Here is an 18139-nt window from a genome sequence, read left to right on the forward strand (position 1 = left end):
GCGGGCTTTGGGTCGAAATGACTACACCGAATCTCAATCAGAGAATCACTGTCCCAAAGGGAGAAGGCTTTTATCGTATGACGATTCGCTTGCGGTAATAGGCAACAAGTGAAACGGGTCTTTTCGATCATCGAGCTTTCAGTTCAAAGCATGAAGGCAAGTTACAAAGTAATGACTTTGTAGATACATTTAAGTAACGTCACTTAGATTTCACACTTAAGCGCTTGGTGGCACGCCTCCGGCAATGGCTTAATCTTCCCACTCAACCAATTCGAGCGGGAACGCTAAAGCCAACCATGAAAAAACACCGTATTCAATTAGCTACGACGATCGCCGCGTTAGCGACGATGGGCCAGGCCACAGCCCAAACTACCTTTATCAACGAGATCCACTACGACAATGCCAGCACGGACGTCGGAGAAGCGATCGAAATAGCCGGTCCTGCCGGCATCGATCTGAGCGGTTGGAGTCTGGTTCTCTATAACGGCTCCAACGGGAGCACCTACTCGGTCCTGAACCTGAGCGAGACGATTATCGAGCAAAGCGGCGGATACGGAACTGTCAGCATATCCCTCACCACAAATGGCCTGCAAAATGGATCTCCTGACGGCATCGCTCTGGTCGACGCCTCTGGCACGGTGATCCAGTTCCTCAGCTACGAAGGAGCGATGACTGCAGCAGACGGTCCGGCCGTCGGGTTAACGAGCACCGACATCTTGGTCAGCGAATCGAGCAGTACCCCAGCCGGTTTCTCTCTACAGCTGACTGGAGCAGACGGCATTGAGTACTCAGATTTCACCTGGCAGGCTCCTGCAGAGAATTCATTCGGTTCAATCAACGCTGGCCAAACGTTTGGCGGTGAGGCAGGTCCTCCAGCAATCGTTATCAACGAAATCCGAATCGACCAACCGAGCACCGACAACGACGAGTATTTCGAGCTCGCCGGATACCCTGGCCAAAGCCTCGAGGGTGTATCCTATTTGGTAATTGGTGACGGATCTGGCGGCAGCGGCGTCATCGAAAATGTCACTTCTCTGGATGGACTGGTGATTCCCGAAGATGGTTACTTCGTAGCCGCCGAATCAACATTCAACCTCGCTTCCGCAGATTACGTGGCATCGCTCGATTTCGAAAACAGCGATAATGTTACCCACCTTCTGGTCTACGAATTTACGGGCTCAAAGGGCGACGATCTGGATGTGGACGAAGATGGAGTGCTGGATAGCGAACCCTGGACAGCCCTGCTCGATTCAGTTGCCCTCATCGAATCGGTCGGCACGGGCGAGCTGGTCTACGCCGACCCTGTGGGCCCTGATGGATCCTTTGTTCCAGGCCATGTCTATCGATTCGCCGACGTGGTAGGAGACTTCAAGATTGGCCCCTTCGATCTGGCAGAAGGCTATGACACCCCGGGCTCTGAAAACATCGAACCCGTTGAATACGAATTTTCCACATCCACCTACACTAGCTTCGAGGAGCCATTTGGAGATGGAAGCATCTATGTGGACGAAGACGCCGCAACCGACCACTACATCGAAAATATGGCTGGTTCTTCGGACGTCGTTTATGAGGGTGGGCTAGAACTCGGCTTCAAGGCCTTCTACAAAAACACCCGAAACGCTTCTGGCCTGAGCGATGGCGACTACGTGGGCGTAACCCAATTCACCGGAACGGTAGGAACCTACAAGGATGGTACCCAAGGATATCAAATATCTGATCCAGATGGTGAATACATAGTCGAACTTGATACTATCGACATGAGTCTCGTAGAAGGCGAACCCACACTTCTAATCGATCTTTTCGTACAAGAAACAAGTTGGGAGTCCAACGACGTAATTCGCGTTTGGGTCGAAACGGATATTGGAACGTTTTACCTCTTAGATTCTAGCAGTTCAGACGTGAACGACCTAAATATCGAGGGCTTCTGGCAGACACTTTCAGCCGACCTTACCGGAGCAAGTGCCGCGTCAATCAGGTTCTCACTTGATTCCAACTCCGCTTCCGAAGCTATCTTCGTGGACAATATCCGCTTTGGTCCCGTGCCGCAAATCGAGCCCGTTTCTATCATGGAAATCCAAGGTTCCGGTCAAACTTCTCCACTGGCTGGGGAGCAAGTGATCACCCAAGGGGTTGTGACAGCGATCACCGCAAACGGATACAATTTTTGGATACAGGATCCAGAAGGAGACAACGACGCGAGTACTTCAGACGCGATCTACGTCTACGGTCCGGATCTAGTTCCTGAAATTGGCGATTTAGTAGAGATCAAGGCCAGCGTCAGCGAATACATAAGCAGCTCACGTCCTACAGACTTGCCACTAACAGAATTGGTTTCCGGCAGCGTCACTATCCTCTCAAACGGAAACGAACTGCCCGCTGCCATAGAAATCACAGACATGCCAAACGAATCGATTGAGGAAGCCATCGACCTTCTCGAATCATTGGAAGGTATGCGCGTTTCAGTTCCTTACGGTCTCGTGGTTGGGCCTACCAATCAGTACGGGGAATTCCACATCGTGACATCGGCCGATGCGGTTCCGGGATCAGGTTTCTCGCCTTGGTTTAGCCAAATGCTTATCAGCTCTATTGGTGACCAATTGGTCGACTACAACCCAGAGCGCTTAATGGTCGACGACCTGACTCTGGACGAAGCGCTCGAACTAATGCCAGGAGATAGCCTTGAAGGCTTGACCGGAATAATGGACTATCAGTTCTCGAACTACCGTATTCAGCCTACGGATATCTCTTCCATCAACGCAGAAGAGGCGGTAACTGAAATTAAGTCTTACCACTGGCGATTCGCCTGGTTTAGATCCTTGCTCCAGTGGCCCTACCTGAACGTAGCGACTCTTAACACGGAGAACCTCTTCGATTTGATCGATAATCCCGATAAGAATGACCAAGGCACGACACCGACTGCTGAGGAACTTGAGATTAAGCTCGAAAAACTATCTGCAACGATCGGAATTGGTCTCGATTTCCCAGAGATCATTTGCGTACAAGAGGTAGAAAACCAAGCAATCCTGCAGGAGCTCGCGGACAGGCTCAACAGCAAGGTACGTTTCGGAGGATTCAATTATGCCGCAGCCTCATTGGAAACCAGCGACGCCCGTGGCATCGAAACGGGCTACCTTTACGACCAGACTCGAGTGAAGCTAGAAGAGCTTTACCAACTTTCGGACGAGATCGTACCAGGCGTTTCCGACGCATTTGGCGAAACCAGTGTAAGCAAGGGTCGCGAACCGCTAGTTGGCGTATTCAAGTATAGGGGACAACTCATCACCCTTGTGAATAATCACTTCAAGAGTAAGGGTGGCGATGGCGCTCTCTACGGTTCGGTTCAGCCGCCAGTGCGCGAATCCGAAGTCCAAAGAAAACTCCAGGCTCAGGTAGTGCGCGACTTCGCAGACCTGTTGCTCGCCGAGGACAAAAACGCCATGATTGGAATCACCGGCGACTTCAACGATTTCCAATTCGCCGAGCCGGGCGAAGGAAACAACCACACGCTCGGTATCATCGAAGGGGAAGAGGGAGCACTTTACATGGAAAACGTTGTGAAGACCGAAGTTCCCGAATTCAGCCGCTTCAGTTATCTATACGAGGGAAACAGCCAAGTCTTGGATCACTTCCTCCTGAGCGCCAAATTCGCAGATAAGCTGCGTGAGGCTGATTTCGTTCACCTCAACTCAGCATACCTCGATGTGTACATGGAAGATACGAGTGTATTGGAGCGCTCATCCGACCATGATCCACTTCTCTTGAAATTCGTGATGCGAGGCAAAGGAAAGCAGAAGCGGCACCATCGTCGCTAGGCGAACACTTCAAATCCAAAAAACAAGCGCGATCCTTCGAGGTCGCGCTTTTTGTTAGCTCGACCAGGAGGGAATACCTTCAAGAGCGAGCCAGTTCAACTAAGCGACTAAAGACCGGAAGACATCGGCATAAACATTTAAATCTGTTGGCTTAGTGCGAAAGTCATTCGCTCCTAATTCCATAGACAATTGCCTATCTTCCATTCGGTCCGAATTCGTAAACATTGTGATCGGGGGCCTGTCCTGAAACTCTTCCTGCGCTCGCAATTCCCTCAGCACTTCGAAGCCATTCAAACCAGGCATGTTGATGTCCAACAGAATAGCACTAGGAATCGGCCGCTTTCCAGATTTCGCTTCGTCCAGATATTCGAGGAGCTCTCGTCCACTCTCCATTGCAAGGAATGAGTGCTCTAGACCCGTATTTTTGAATACGCGACCAGCGATAAATCGGTCTGCGTAATTATCATCAACCATGATGATCAGGTTGGGATTAGAAAAATCTGTATCCATTTAGCTGTTTGATTTTTTCACGCTATGGAGTCTTGACCCAGCGTAAATCTGATGTGGCTCTGGCTATCCTTGGTTTCTATCCAGAACCTACCTTTGTGTCTGGCAATTATCTTTAAGCAAAGAGAAAGACCGATCTCAGTGGAGTTACTAGGCTCATTGTATTCAAAACTTGTATCAAATGCTGCTGCAATCTCTTGGGCAACTTCAGGCGACCCGTCATAGAGCACGCCCAATGCCGGGCAATCGTCAACAAGACCAAAGGTATAGCGAATCGACGCGTCTCGCATTTGAGGAAATTTCAGCAGGCTGTCGGTAAGGTTCCTGTAAACCGAGCGGAGAAGACTTGCATAGGTCATAAGCGGAGGAATCTCCTCAATATCCACCTTTATCTGGAGCCCTCTCAATTGGACTGAAAACTCGCTGAGAGCATCGCGTATCAGCTGCACCACTTCAGTCTCTTCCCGAACAAGCACCCCTACACTCAATCCTGCAAAATGCCGGAAATCTGAAATCTGCCGCAGCAGTTTGAGGCTTTCTTTTCGAAGCGAATCCAGCAAGTTCACCACTTCCCGATCGACCTCGGTTTCGGCTGAGCTCAACTCGCTTTTGGCAATTTCAGTGAGCATTGAAATTCTATTGATCGGCTCCCTTAGTTCGTGGGAGGCGATATGGGCGAAATTTGAAAGGTCCCGATTCGCAAGGCTCAATTGCTCGTTCGCTTTTACGACTGCCTCGCGCTGCCTGGTTACCGAGGACCGCATCTCCACAAAGCTACGGGCCAAGACTCCGATCTCATCGTTGTGAGTTACTGGCAGAGTTTGGCTAGTCTCACCGCGAGCAAAGTCATCCGTTGCTTCCACAATAACTTCCAAAGGCCGCGTTATTCCCGCAGAGAGGTAACTGGTAACCGTGATTCCCAAAATCAGAAAAACGGTAACAACCACCAAAAGGGCAATGAGCGCGAAGCCGGACCCCAGGCTGAAGCCCGCATAAACGACCTGTATTCCCATATGCAATACTCGATCCGCTTCCGATATTTCCAGTCGATGCAAGTGTGTCAGCGTGTAGTCAAAAAATGGATAGTTCCCCTCTATGAGATCCTCGCTCTGCGAGGATCCCAAGAAATAGCTTTCTGTCTCAGGATAATCTCTCTGGGCATTTGATTCCGTATTTAAGTCAAAACCAAATAGTTCATCTTCCCCTCTCCCGAAAAGGTAGTATCCATCGGAATTGGTCAAAAACAGGTGGAACCGTTCGATATCGTCCGACAATAGCCGTGATAGGAACTGGTCGAATGAGAGATTTCCTATAACGATCCCGAGCAAGCTCCCATCGGGCGAACGCACCTGCTGGGCGATACGCAAGGTCGGCTTGTAGGGTAATTCGATCACTCCATGCTCGCGGTTCAAATTGATCGCCGAGAAATAAGCTCCGTCCCTCTCTTTGCTTACAGTTTCCCGGAAATAGGTGCGATTTCCTTTCTGTTGGAGGTCTTCCTCTCTGACCCGGACGATTTCCCCGTTTATCCGGTCCAAACGTAAAACTTCCTTCCCTCCTTCATCGAGGCGGATCAAACGCATCTGGAAGAAATAAGGCTTTAGGCTCAAATAAGGCCAAACCTTACGTAACCTAGAGAGCTTCGGGCACGGGCATGAATCTGGAATCGTTTCCTATTGGGAATATTTCAGTCGAAAGAAACGAGCTCCATCGATGTCTACTTCAGCGTAGCGATTACCGTCTTGCTCGACCGGCCCGCTATCTACGGTCCCCCAATCTTCGGCTTCGAGACGTGGATCATTGGCAGCGACTAAGGAATAGGGCCAGCCCAGAGGTCCGCTCACTCGCACCTGCTGGACATCCGGCTGGAGAATCAACGCGATTTCAAAGGGAGACTTATCAGTGTCATGCTCAAAGGCCCCTAGATCTGGAGCGGATCCAGAAAATGCGTAGCCAGCGTCTAAGCCTGAATCAATTAGATCACTATCTTTCACAAGACGGGCATAGGCGATATCGGGCAAATCTCCGTTTGGCTGCCGCGGCATTGTGAGCAGCGATTCGTCTAGGCTAACGAAATCATCCGCTGTTACTTCAACCTCGAGCGTGAAGTAATTTCCGGATACATCCGATTCTTCTTCGTTTAGATTAACGACCTCGCGACTCGAAAGTGACGCTCCATATCCGAGATTGTTTCGCATGACTCCGCCGTATCCATCCACATCAGTCGCGTTGTCTTCGAGCCTCGCCAACATATTGAAATTGTAGGTGTTCCCGATAGCGGTATTGTTGAACCACTCTTGTCCACCGATCTGGTGATTCGCGTAAAAGCCAGAGGCCTTGTTCCCTACTGCGAGACAGAAGCGAGTCACGTGACGTGGAAGCGGATCGGGCAATCGATCCACCGCTGTACCGGCATGTCCACCCGATTTAAAACCATTTCCATCCGCTAAGCTGGCGAATTCAGAAGAGTAGCCGTTGTAAAAGGCCCAACAGTTTTCGAATACTACCGCTTCATTGGAATTGATAGCGTCAAACCCATCATCGCTGTTGAACCAAGCTCGGCACCCGCGAAAAACATTGTTGGTCCCACCGGCTCTCAAATGCCCGCCAAAGCCGTCTACGTTTCCACCTTTCCCGTTCTCGGAAGTGTAGTCCCAATTACGATACGCATCACAATTCAGGAGGAGATTGTCCGAGCCTCGAGTCAGATAAAAACCGATCGCTTGCCCATCGTGCACGTCTACTTGCTCGAAGATATTGTGGCTGCCTTGATTCTCAATCCCGATGGATTGGGTGTGATCTAAGATCGTAACCTGAATGCCGACGAGCTCGATACCTTTGAGGTGTATCCAAGACCCTTTTACGAAAAACGCGGTGATTCTTAAATCCGCTGGAGCAATATCAGAATAGTCAAAAACAGGTGTTTCGCCGGGATAGGCGAAATAGTTGATTGGCGCCCCTTCTTCGCCGCTCTTGTCCAAGTAGTTTACATACGCCCAAATGCTTTCGTAACGAGCGATTTGGGACTCCTGCACACGGTAAGTCCCACCGCGGATAAAAACAGTATCTCCCGGCTCAACCGCTTCCTGCCCTCGCTGCAGCGTGGCAAAAGGGAATTCTAGCGATCCGGAATTCGAATCGTCGCCCTCTGGACTTACGAAATACTCCGCTCCGAAGAGAATATTCCCAAATAAAAGGGGCGAAAATGAGAAAAGGAGAAAACGCTTGAGTGACGTAAAATAGCTCATGGGGATGGGGTAGGACCCGATCCCCAAAGCAATACAGTTGGTAAGTCAAAGCCTAGCAATTCGGTCAGTCCGGATCGCTAGCGTTGAAGCCGCAAACTGCGTGCTACAGTATCCCCGCTTTCAATTTGTCAAAAGCCTCGCGAGCCGAATCCACCGCAGTTGTAAAATCTTCCAAGCTCATGCCCGCAGCACTTACTCGCTCCTCGCAGGGCTCAAAATTTCCACAGTGGTTTCCGAAGTCACACCCGCAGCGTGCTACGACCGCGTTTGCCAAGTCCAAAAGTTTTCCCATTTCCGTGGAATTCTTGACCCATTGCTCCTCCACGATTTTGCAAATATCCTCGTCAAATCCCCAAAGCTTTAACAACTGCCCGCCCACTTCCATATGGTCGAGGCCGAAGCTGTGGTATTCCCACTCGTGGACAGGTTCGAGGTGATCCCATCGTTCAGTCCGACCCTCCGCTTTCAATGCATAATTGATCACCAGCATTCCACATTCCCGCATCAATCCACTTAAATACGCGGCCTCCGTATCCATCTCTCGATACGCGGCAAATCGTTCCATGAGCAAGGCCACGGCGATGCTAGATTCCCAAAAGACCTCCGGTGGAATGCGATAGCTGTCCAGCTCGTCCTGATACACTTTGCACACTGTGCAGACCCCCACGAGGCGAGCGATTTCCCGCAAACCGATCCGTTGCATGGCATCATCCAAAGAATCCGTCTTTTCAGAAAAGCCATAGTAGGAGCTGTTGCTGAGTCTCACAATGCCGCCCACGAGAGAGGCATCTGATCGAATCAAGTCCGCCAAATCCCCAATGATCGTGTCCTCGTCCTTCAGACGACGAGCGACTTCCGCCATGATTCGTGGCATCGGAAACAATCCGCTAACATATTCCAGATATTTGCCGTATTCGATCTTACGATTCATCGCGAGTAAGCTATAAAACAATGCTCTACACAGAAGGCTGGCTTGAGTCCAAAACTTAAATACTTAGTTTGCAACTAATTCGCCAAGTCGAGATTATCACGCCAAGAATGAAAGTACTACTCGTCTCAGATCTGCATATGAACCTAAAGCAGTTCCGGTGGGTAGAAGAATCGGCGAGCCGCTACGACCTCGTCGTGATTGCGGGCGACTTGCTCGATTTGGCCAGTCAGTTCGACAAGCAAGAGCAGATCCAGCAAATCACACCCATACTAGAGAGAATCAAAACTCACTGCCCGCTCTTGGTTTCGTCCGGCAATCACGACGGAAATACACGAACCCCAGAGGGCGAGGAGCATGCGGACTGGATCAAAGACCTGCGGGCGAAGGGAATCGTTAGCGATGGGCAATACCTCGACCTAGCGAACTATCGCTTCACTGTGTGCCCTTGGTGGAATGACTCGCAAACCCGCCGCGAGATGGCCAAGCTCCTTAAAGACAGTCAACCCGCTGCGGAGGTAAGTTGGATTTGGATACACCACGCCCCGCCGAGGGGATCGGCCATAGCTAGAACTCGCAAGGGCGATGCAGGCGACCCCTTTCTATCGCGTTTAATCGGAACCTACAAGCCCACGGCAGTGTTGTGCGGACACATTCACAACGCTCCCTTCTACAACGAAGGCGCATGGGCCGAACGAGTCGGCCAGACTTGGGTTTTCAATCCAGGAAAACAACCGGGTGAAGTGCCAACGCATATCGACTTCGACACCGAAACCAACACGGCGACCTATACCAACGCCGAAGAACGAGAGGGGCTCGCTCTCGGACAATAGAACAAATCCGCCATTTGCCCGCACCCGCGCTTGACGCCCAAACCGCAGGGAAGCAAAAACTTACAAATCAGCCCTCCTCCTCAGAAGAGCTGCCTCTAGAACCCGAATCCTCAAACATAAATCATGTCAGAATCAGAAATCTCAGAAATACTGGCCAGCGGCGTCGTAATCGTCATTGCCCTATTCTTCCTCGCCGTCGGCCTAACCATAGCGATCCTTTTCTTCCTCAACCTTAGCCGTACTTTAGCCGCTTGCGCCCCAGAGAATCAGGCGATGGCACCGGGACTGGTTTGGCTGAACTTCATCCCGCTATTCAATATTTTCTGGCAAATCTGGACAGTGATAAAAATCAAGGAGTCCCTCGCCAATGAGTACCGCTCCCGCGGCTGGGAGAGCAACGAGGACTTCGGATTCACGGTAGGGATGATTTGGGCGATTTCCGGAATCGTCAGCATTATCCCACTTATCGGCATTCTCGCCGCCTTGGCGGGCATCGTCTGCTTCATTCTCTACTGGATCAAAACGGCTGAATACAAAAAGAAGCTCGCCCGAGTCGCCTAAACCGTAGCATAACGCTTTCAAAAAAAGAGGCCGCCCGTAAAAAGGCGGCCTTTCTCGTGTCAGCTCACTCCGTCCATTCGGAAGGGACCGCCAGGACCCGCTCAAGAGCTAGCTTCGGTTTTTTATTTCGGTCGAACAGGAGCGGATAATTTGTCCTCGCCTCAATCGGATAACCATTTTTCCAAGACATTCCATCGTGCACGCCCCAAAGGGTAACTCGATCTATCTTGTCCCGATTCTTGTAGAACAACTTGAAGAGCTCCTCGTATCGGTCGGCTAGGGCCGTTTCGACCTCCAAGGGCAAAGCCTCGGTATAGGGGTCGAGATACTCTTTCCATTCCTCAAGTTGAAATTGCGGGTGCAACATCCCTGTTCCAATAATCTGACCCTCGCGTGTCAGCGGAAGCACATCCACATCCAGTTCCGTGATCATCACTTTGACGCCTAGGGCCGCGTAAGCATCGATCGCCAACTGAATATACTCGGTCTTGGGAAAATTGAGCCCCCAATGCGCCTGTATGCCTACCCCGTCGATCCGGATACCCTCCGCTTGCAGCATCTTAATCATTTTGACGATTCCATCTCGCTTGGATGGGCGCCACGCATTGAAGTCGTTGTAATAAAGCTCTGTATCCGGCGCGTACTTGGCCGCTGCGGCAAACGACAGTTTGACGAGCTCATCTCCGCTACCGATGCCCTTAACCCAAGTCGTAGGTCGATAGCTGCCGTCGTCAGCGATCACTTCGTTGACCACATCCCACGCATCGACCCTGCCAGCATAGCGCCCTGCGACCGCCTTGATGTGTTCCTCTAGTCGCTGTTTCTGTTCTTCAAAGGAATTCGGTTCTCCCTTTTCGTTCAGGAAAAACCAAGCCGGCGTCTGGTTGTGCCAGACCAAAGTGTGCCCAACCACGAAGAGGTCATTTCCCTCGGCCAAGTCCACAAAATCGTCCGCTGGACCATAGTCAAAAACACCCGGCTCGGGGCGAAGTGGACCGGCCTTCATTACATTTTCCGGAGTCACTGCGCTAGCGTGAGTGAGCACAATTTTGAGCGATTCCTCGTCTAGGCCAGATACCATTTCGCCATTCACCGCGAATCCGATATGGAATGCGTCATGGTAAGCAGAGCGAAGGGTTTCCGAGGCGTGGGGTGCCGCCACGACACACACAGCAGAACAGACTGCCATAGCGATTGAGAAGCTAGATTTCATGGGCAATGGGGTTAAGAACGCCGGTTACGAGACCGACTTCGATCAGTGCTCCGAATCTCTTCCGACTCAAGTCATCCTCCACAAACTTAGTTCGATCTATAGCCCTAGAGTTTACCCAAAACGCTAAAATGCCCTAGGAAACGCTACTCAATTACATTTGAGCGCTAAACACCGCTAAGTTTCCCTCACCGGTGGACGAAGTATAACCTGTCATGCCTATACTCGCGTCGAAACCAGCCAGCACCAAAAATTCTACCGTCCACAAGGAGAAGCAAAAATCAGTTAGCTTCTGGGAGTCGCAAAAACTCGCCAAGGAACGAGCGTACGAAAAAAAGGCCAAGAACTATAAGCTTAAGCTAGAATCGCTAGCCGTGTTCACCCAGCAAATGGCTTCCATGCTCGAAGCAGGTTTGCCACTCGTTTCCGCCTTGGATGCTCTGCAAGACCAGACCGAAGATCCCGTTTTCCGCATCATCATCCGCGAGGTTAAGGCAGACGTCTCGCAGGGTAACAACTTTTCTAGCGCCTGCGCCAAATATCCGCGGGCCTTCAACAACCTCTTCATCTCCATGGTGGAGGCCGGTGAAGCCAGTGGTGGTCTCTCCGAGATCCTTGGCAAAGTAGCGGGCTACTTCGAAGCCACAACAGCGCTCACCAAAAAGGTAAAGTCCGCTATGACTTATCCAGTAGCGGTTATCGCCTTGGCTATCATCCTGGTGAACGTGCTTCTCATTTTCGTGGTTCCGACCTTTGCTGAAATGTTCTCGGACTTCGGGGCTGAGCTGCCTGGTCCGACTCAGTTCCTCATCGATCTTTCCGACTTCTTGAAGTCCTACATTATCTATATGATCGGAGCGGGATTCTTCCTCTACCAGGTTTGGAATCGTTTCACTAAGACGCCAAAGGGCAGACAGGTTCGGGACAAACTGATCGTGCGGATGCCGGTTTTCGGCAACTTGATCGTCAAGATCACGCTATCTCGCTTCTGCCGCACCTACGCAACCCTCCTCCGCTCTGGTGTTCCCATCTTACGCTGTTTGGAAATCGTAGCTGCCTCTTCAGGCAAGACTCAGATCGAAGACGCCTGCCGCAGAATCACCAAAAACATCTCCGAGGGTGGACAGGTCTCCGAAACGATCGAGCAAATCGAGTTCTTCCCTCCGATGATGAAGCATATGTCCCGTGCGGGTGAACAAACTGGTAACGTGGACGGGATGATGAACAAGATCTCCGACTTCTACGACACGGAAGCAGACGCCATCATCGCTTCGCTCACCTCATTGATCGAGCCAATGCTCATCGTCTTCCTAGGGGTGGTCGTAGGCGGTATCGTGATGGCCATGTTCATGCCGATCTTCCAGCTCTCCTCTATCGTAGGCGGCTAAAAATTCAGTCTCTCCCCAGTTCATTACGGAAGTAGAAAAGCGATGCATTCCATTCTCATTGTCGACGATCTAGAGTCCATCCACGAAATGTTGGAAGCGGTGATCCAGCCCATTGGCTACGAAACCGCATTCGCCACCGATGGAGAAATGGCCCTGCAAAAGATCCGCGAGCAGCACTTCGATATTATCCTCACGGATATCAACATGCAGCCAATGGACGGCATACAGCTCCTCGCTCAAATCAAAGAAGCAGATCCAGAGGCGATCGTCATTATGATGTCTGGCTATGCCAACATCGAGAATGCCACCAACTCTCTGAAGTATGGAGCATTCGATTTCCTGACTAAGCCATTCAAGGTCGACCAGCTGATGAACGCCATTACGCGAGCGACCGCAGCCAGGGAGAAAAAGGCCGCCCCAAACGATAGCTCGCAGGCCCAAAGCTCTATCCTCCTGTCGGGAGATTCCGATGCGGCTAGAGCTCTCAACGACCGTTTTCACCGCGCCGCAAAACTCGCCGCCCCCCTACTCATTGTGGGAGATGCCGGAGGCCAAAAGACCAAAATCGCCCGAGCTATACATGCAGAAAGCGAATTCGCTTCCGGCCCTATTGTCACCATCGACGCTCGAGAAGTTGATCAAACAGAATTGGCTAATCTCTTTTTCTCGGATGATGAATTCACAGAACCGAGCGAAACCGTTGCGAGCGCTCATACAGGCTCGCTCCACATAGCCAACATCGACCGAATCCCTCGTCCACTGCAGAATAGCATTGGCAATCTCATCCGCGACCTGAAAGGCGATTGCCGCGTGATCTGCACCAGCTCCTCCGACATCGAGCAGCTCGTGGAGGAAGGACAGTTCGAGGACGCACTGTATTTCCGCATCGCCAATAACGCGATGCTGATTCCTAGCCTACGCGATCGTTCCGAAGACATCCCAGCTCTCGCACGCACCTTTTTCGCCCAAAACAATCTACCGGATATCAACATATCGGAAGGGGCAACCGCCATCCTGCAAGGCTACCGCTGGCCAGGAAACTATACGGAGTTCGAAGAAGTGCTAGACGCGGCAGCAACAACTCGCGAAGGAAATACCATCCGCGAGTCCGACTTGCCGGAAAAGCTTCAAGATATTTCCAGCTGGCCAAATCTGGCCGCTTATCTCGAGGAGCAGGCGGAGCGCTACAAGCAAGCCGTCATCCGTGCCGCCCAAGGCGACCGCGAACGGGCGACCGAGATCCTCGGCATCGCGCCAGACGAGCTTTAGCTCACCTCGTTTGAGTCTCAAAAGGAGACTCGTCTTCCCAGTTGGGAGAGCAAATTGCGGGCAGCCAACGAGATCGGATCGTCAACACGTCTGGGCAAAAGCCTAGGCTCATGGCATCCCGTCCCAAATCCGCTTGCACAATCGTTCGATTCGCATCTTTTCACCCTTGCCCAGAGCCCTACCTCTGCGTGAACTTGCAAAAATTTTTTTGTCATGCCGAAAAGAACCGACATCGAGAGTATCCTGATCATAGGCGCCGGACCAATTATCATTGGCCAAGCCTGCGAATTCGACTACTCAGGCACTCAAGCCTGTAAAGCGCTCAAAGAAGAGGGCTACCGCGTCATCCTGGTCAACAGCAACCCCGCCACCATCATGACGGACCCCGAGTTCGCCGATGTCACCTACATCGAGCCGCTCACCGTCGACGCAGTCGAGAAAATCATCGCCAAAGAACGCCCCGACGCCCTCCTCCCAACCCTCGGCGGACAAACAGCCTTGAACCTCTCCCTCGAGCTAGAGTCAGCCGGCATCCTCCACGAGTACGGAGTCGAAATGATCGGGGCTAAGCCGGACGCCATTAAGAAAGGCGAGGACCGCGAACTCTTCAAGGAGGCTATGCTCAAGATCGGTCTCGATGTAGCTCACTCGCGAACCGTCAACTCCCTCGACGAGGCCCGTCAAGCAGCCAGAGAGATCGGCAGCTATCCCTTGATCATTCGCCCAAGTTTCACCATGGGAGGCTCCGGCGGAGGTATCGCTTACAACAAGGAAGAATTCGAGCATATCGTCTCCAACGGTCTGGAGCTTTCGCCGGTACACGAGGTATTGGTCGAAGAATGCCTTCTCGGCTGGAAAGAGTATGAGATGGAGGTCATGCGCGACCGCAAGGATCAGTGCGTGGTCATTTGCTCCATCGAAAACTTCGACCCCATGGGCGTCCATACAGGTGACTCCATCACAGTCGCTCCGGCCATGACCCTTTCCGATCGCGAGTACCAAGCGATGCGCGACGCGTCCTTCGCGGTTATCCGGGAAATCGGCGTTGAGACTGGCGGATCAAATATCCAATTCTCTCTTTGCCCTGACACGGGACGCATGGTCGTGATCGAGATGAATCCACGCGTTTCCCGTTCTTCGGCTCTGGCCTCCAAAGCAACCGGTTTCCCCATCGCCAAGTTCGCGGCCAAACTGGCTGTCGGCTACAGCTTGGACGAAATTCAGAACGACATCACCAAAGCGACACCCGCTTCCTTCGAGCCATCGATCGACTACGTCGTCACCAAGATACCACGTTTCACGTTCGAGAAATTCCCCGGCGCCGACGACACCTTGACCTCCGCCATGAAATCCGTGGGCGAAGCCATGGCCATCGGTCGCACATTCAAGGAGTCCTTCCAGAAGGCCCTTCGTTCGCTGGAGACTGGAGCTTTCGGATTTGGAGCTGGAGGCAAGCTCGGGGGCAACGATCTTCCAACAGAGGAAGTTATCAATGGAAAGCTGGTTCGCCCGAACACGGAACGTGTCTTCTACATACGTTACGCCCTCAAAGCTGGCTACACCCTCGAACAACTCTTCGAACTCACGAAGATCGACCCTTGGTTCCTGACCCAGCTCAAGCAAATCTCGGATCTCGAAGATCAGCTCGCATCTCAAAAGCTGGATACCGTTTCAACCGCCATGCTCCGCAAGGCTAAGGAATACGGTTTCTCCGACCGCCAACTCGGCTACCTCTTCGCCGAAGATTGGGCCGCCGTCAACAAGGCCCGCAAGGAGAAGGGAATCAAAACCGTATTCCGCCTAGTCGATACCTGCGCCGCTGAGTTTGAAGCCCAAACACCTTACTACTACTCTTCCTACGGTGACGAAAACGAGGTCATTCCTTCGGACAAAAAGAAGATCATGATCATCGGCGGCGGGCCAAACCGAATTGGCCAAGGCATCGAGTTCGACTACTGCTGCGTTCACGCCTCCTTCGCTCTTCAGGAACTCGGCTACGAGGCTGTCATGGTCAACTCCAACCCAGAGACAGTATCCACCGACTACGATACCTCGGATAAGCTCTACTTCGAGCCACTCACCCTTGAGGACGTTATGGAAGTCTACGAACAGGAGGGCTGCGAAGGGGCGATTGTACAGTACGGTGGACAAACTCCCTTGAATCTTGCTACCGAGCTAAAGGCCAACGGCGTAAACATCATCGGCACCTCACCAGAGAGCATCGACGCAGCCGAAGACCGCGAGCTCTTCAAGCAGATCCTCGACGAAACAGGACTCAAGCAGCCGGCCAACAAGACGGTACTCAACGAAAAAGAGGCCTACGAAATGGCCGATCAAGTGGGCTTCCCACTTCTCCTGCGCCCTTCTTTCGTACTGGGTGGACGCGGCATGTTCATCGTCCACACCATGGACGAGATGAAAGCGGTCATTCGCGAAGCCTTCGACGCTTCGCCCGACAAGCCCGTGTTGCTCGACAAGTTCCTCGAAGACGCGATCGAGCTCGACGTGGACTGCATCTCCGACGGTGAAACCTCGGTGATTGGAGGCATGTTGGAGCACATCGAATACGCGGGAGTTCACTCCGGTGATGCGGCTATGGTCCTTCCTCCTCACACCTTGCAGCCCGCGATGATCGAGACCGTTCGGCAAGCGAGCTACCGACTTGCGAAAGCTCTTAAAGTCGTCGGTTTGATGAACATCCAGTTCGCCATCAAGGACAACGACCTCTACGTTCTGGAAGTCAATCCACGTGCCTCGCGTACCGTGCCTTTCGTGTCCAAGGCGATCGGTAAGCCTTTGGCAAAGATCGCTGCCAAGATCATGACTGGAATGAAGCTGGCCGATCTAGAATTCACCGAAGAGCTAACGCCTAAGCATTGGTGCATTAAGGAAGCGGTATTCCCATTCGTTCGCTTCCCCGGCTCTACAATCCGACTTGGACCAGAGATGCGCTCTACAGGTGAGGTCATGGGGCTGGATTCCGACTTCGGCATCGCATTTGCCAAGACTCAGGCCGCCGCCAAACCGGCCTTGCCTACTGGCGGAAACGTTTTCCTATCCGTAAAGGATCAGGACAAGCCACGTGCCCTCGATATTGCACGCAATTTGACGGCTCTCGGTTTCAGCATCTACTCTACAAGCGGCACTGCCAAATACCTGATAGACAATGGTCTCGAGGTAAAAAAGCTGTTCCGCATCGCTGAAGGGCGACCCAACGTAGTGGACATGATCAAGAACGATGAGATCCAAATGATCATCAACACGCCTTCCGGCATGATCCCACGAAAGGACGAAAACCACATGCGCTCCGTAGCATGGGCCAACAACATCTGTATCATGTCTACCATTACAGGTGCAGAAGCAGCCGTCTCTGGTATCAAGTCTCTAAGCAAGCAAGACTACGAAGTCCGCTCTGTGCAGTCTTACGTAGCCAAAAGCGTGAAGAACGTATGATGCACTCTTAGCCGACTAGCGTCGCGAATTCGCTTCGTGACGCCGGATCGCCAACATTAAGCTAGCTCCCTCCTCTCATGTCTCCGCAACTAGTCGCCCTCCTATCCGGCCCAGACCAAAAAGGTCTCGTATCCAAAGTTTCAGGTTGGATCTTCAATAACGGAGGAAACATCATCCACGCAGACCAGCACCGCGACGCTCAAGCGGGCGTATTCTTCCAGCGTGTTGAGTGGGCAGTAAAGGAGGGGTCAGACCCGAGAGAGACCGCGGCAGATTTCCAAGCGTTTGGCGACTCGATCGGTATGAAAACGAAAGTAGCGATCTCGGGCGACAAACCCAAAGTAGCGATATTCGTATCCAAATTCGACCATTGCTTTCATGACCTCATCTTGAGGTGGAAATCGGGAGAGTACCCCTGCGAAATAGCCCTCATCGTTTCCAACCACCAAGACTTGGAGGGCGTATCCAATACATACGGGATCCCCTACCACTACATCCCAGTCACCAAGGCGACCAAAGCAGATGCCGAGGCTGAACAGCTGGCCCTCCTCAAAAAAGAGGGCATCGAGCTCGTGATCATGGCCCGCTACATGCAGGTGCTATCCGCAATTTTCCTAGATACCTTCGGCAAGCCGGTCATCAACATTCACCACAGCTTCCTGCCCGCTTTCGCTGGAGCCAAACCCTACCATCAAGCCCACAGCCGTGGGGTTAAATTGATCGGAGCAACCGCTCACTACGCAACTCCCGACTTGGACCAAGGGCCCATCATCCACCAGAGCGTAGCCCACGTTACACACCGCAACAGTGTCGAGGATCTGGTTCGCAAGGGACGAAATCTCGAGAAGCTCACCCTCGCTCAAGCAGTAGGCTGGCACTTGGAAAACCGAATTCTCGTCTACGAGAACAAAACCGTCGTCTTCGATTAGG

12 protein-coding genes are annotated in these 18139 nt (G+C 52.2%); 7 read left to right on the forward strand and 5 right to left on the reverse strand.

Annotation, left to right across the window (positions count from 1 at the left end; all coding sequences use genetic code 11):
• The first annotated feature begins 296 nt into the window (after positions 1-296).
• The gene (locus tag H5P27_RS13945) at positions 297-3812 is read left to right on the forward strand and encodes an endonuclease/exonuclease/phosphatase family protein (RefSeq protein WP_185661008.1); all 3516 of its coding nucleotides are present in this window, start codon (positions 297-299) and stop codon (positions 3810-3812) included.
• Between the two features lie 99 nt (positions 3813-3911).
• Here H5P27_RS13945 and H5P27_RS13950 read toward each other — a convergent pair whose 3' ends face one another.
• The 4 genes from H5P27_RS13950 to H5P27_RS13965 all read right to left on the reverse strand — a co-directional run bounded on the left by H5P27_RS13950 (position 3912) and on the right by H5P27_RS13965 (position 8498).
• Positions 3912-4322, reverse strand: coding sequence for a response regulator (locus H5P27_RS13950; protein WP_185661009.1), 411 nt, complete (start codon positions 4320-4322; stop codon positions 3912-3914).
• A gap of 17 nt (positions 4323-4339) precedes the next feature.
• On the reverse strand, positions 4340-5902 hold the full coding sequence (locus H5P27_RS13955; protein ID WP_185661010.1) for a HAMP domain-containing protein: 1563 nt from the start codon (positions 5900-5902) through the stop codon (positions 4340-4342).
• 90 nt (positions 5903-5992) lie between these two features.
• On the reverse strand, positions 5993-7567 hold the full coding sequence (locus tag H5P27_RS13960; protein ID WP_185661011.1) for a right-handed parallel beta-helix repeat-containing protein: 1575 nt from the start codon (positions 7565-7567) through the stop codon (positions 5993-5995).
• 103 nt (positions 7568-7670) lie between these two features.
• On the reverse strand, positions 7671-8498 hold the full coding sequence (locus H5P27_RS13965; protein ID WP_185661012.1) for an HDOD domain-containing protein: 828 nt from the start codon (positions 8496-8498) through the stop codon (positions 7671-7673).
• Positions 8499-8605: 107 nt separating this feature from the next.
• Between H5P27_RS13965 and H5P27_RS13970 the strand changes: the two genes are divergently transcribed.
• Both H5P27_RS13970 and H5P27_RS13975 read left to right on the forward strand, forming a co-directional pair.
• Complete coding sequence (locus tag H5P27_RS13970; RefSeq protein WP_185661013.1) at positions 8606-9328, forward strand: metallophosphoesterase family protein; 723 nt, start codon at positions 8606-8608, stop codon at positions 9326-9328.
• 123 nt (positions 9329-9451) lie between these two features.
• The gene (locus tag H5P27_RS13975; protein ID WP_185661014.1) at positions 9452-9889 is read left to right on the forward strand and encodes a hypothetical protein; all 438 of its coding nucleotides are present in this window, start codon (positions 9452-9454) and stop codon (positions 9887-9889) included.
• A 64-nt stretch (positions 9890-9953) separates the two neighbouring features.
• Here the strand turns inward: H5P27_RS13975 and H5P27_RS13980 are convergent, their stop codons facing one another.
• A complete protein-coding gene (locus H5P27_RS13980; RefSeq protein ID WP_185661015.1) occupies positions 9954-11102 on the reverse strand; it encodes an endo-1,4-beta-xylanase in 1149 nt (382 codons plus the stop codon).
• Positions 11103-11314: 212 nt separating this feature from the next.
• Between H5P27_RS13980 and H5P27_RS13985 the strand changes: the two genes are divergently transcribed.
• The 4 genes from H5P27_RS13985 (at position 11315) to purU (ending at position 18138) form a co-directional block, all read left to right on the forward strand.
• A complete protein-coding gene (locus tag H5P27_RS13985; RefSeq protein ID WP_185661016.1) occupies positions 11315-12487 on the forward strand; it encodes a type II secretion system F family protein in 1173 nt (390 codons plus the stop codon).
• Between the two features lie 42 nt (positions 12488-12529).
• The gene (locus H5P27_RS13990) at positions 12530-13756 is read left to right on the forward strand and encodes a sigma-54-dependent transcriptional regulator (RefSeq protein WP_185661017.1); all 1227 of its coding nucleotides are present in this window, start codon (positions 12530-12532) and stop codon (positions 13754-13756) included.
• A gap of 213 nt (positions 13757-13969) precedes the next feature.
• Positions 13970-17209 (forward strand): carbamoyl-phosphate synthase large subunit, encoded by a 3240-nt coding sequence (gene carB / locus H5P27_RS13995; protein WP_185661018.1) that lies wholly within the window; start codon positions 13970-13972, stop codon positions 17207-17209.
• Between the two features lie 77 nt (positions 17210-17286).
• The gene (gene purU / locus H5P27_RS14000; RefSeq protein WP_185661019.1) at positions 17287-18138 is read left to right on the forward strand and encodes a formyltetrahydrofolate deformylase; all 852 of its coding nucleotides are present in this window, start codon (positions 17287-17289) and stop codon (positions 18136-18138) included.
• Position 18139: the final 1 nt, after the last annotated feature.

Origin of the sequence: Pelagicoccus albus (assembly GCF_014230145.1) — a bacterium.
GTDB lineage: Bacteria > Verrucomicrobiota > Verrucomicrobiia > Opitutales > Opitutaceae > Pelagicoccus > Pelagicoccus albus.

What these genes read in the sequence shown, in the direction of transcription:
- H5P27_RS13950 (WP_185661009.1), bottom strand. Translation starts at nt 4,322, where the DNA reads ATGGATACAGATTTTTCTAATCCCAACCTGATCATCATGGTTGATGAT.
- H5P27_RS13970 (WP_185661013.1), top strand. Translation starts at nt 8,606, where the DNA reads ATGAAAGTACTACTCGTCTCAGATCTGCATATGAACCTAAAGCAGTTC.
- H5P27_RS13990 (WP_185661017.1), top strand. Translation starts at nt 12,530, where the DNA reads ATGCATTCCATTCTCATTGTCGACGATCTAGAGTCCATCCACGAAATG.
- H5P27_RS13965 (WP_185661012.1), bottom strand. Translation starts at nt 8,498, where the DNA reads ATGAATCGTAAGATCGAATACGGCAAATATCTGGAATATGTTAGCGGA.
- H5P27_RS13955 (WP_185661010.1), bottom strand. Translation starts at nt 5,902, where the DNA reads ATGCGTTTGATCCGCCTCGATGAAGGAGGGAAGGAAGTTTTACGTTTG.
- H5P27_RS13960 (WP_185661011.1), bottom strand. Translation starts at nt 7,567, where the DNA reads ATGAGCTATTTTACGTCACTCAAGCGTTTTCTCCTTTTCTCATTTTCG.
- H5P27_RS13975 (WP_185661014.1), top strand. Translation starts at nt 9,452, where the DNA reads ATGTCAGAATCAGAAATCTCAGAAATACTGGCCAGCGGCGTCGTAATC.
- carB (WP_185661018.1), top strand. Translation starts at nt 13,970, where the DNA reads ATGCCGAAAAGAACCGACATCGAGAGTATCCTGATCATAGGCGCCGGA.
- H5P27_RS13945 (WP_185661008.1), top strand. Translation starts at nt 297, where the DNA reads ATGAAAAAACACCGTATTCAATTAGCTACGACGATCGCCGCGTTAGCG.
- H5P27_RS13980 (WP_185661015.1), bottom strand. Translation starts at nt 11,102, where the DNA reads ATGAAATCTAGCTTCTCAATCGCTATGGCAGTCTGTTCTGCTGTGTGT.
- H5P27_RS13985 (WP_185661016.1), top strand. Translation starts at nt 11,315, where the DNA reads ATGCCTATACTCGCGTCGAAACCAGCCAGCACCAAAAATTCTACCGTC.
- purU (WP_185661019.1), top strand. Translation starts at nt 17,287, where the DNA reads ATGTCTCCGCAACTAGTCGCCCTCCTATCCGGCCCAGACCAAAAAGGT.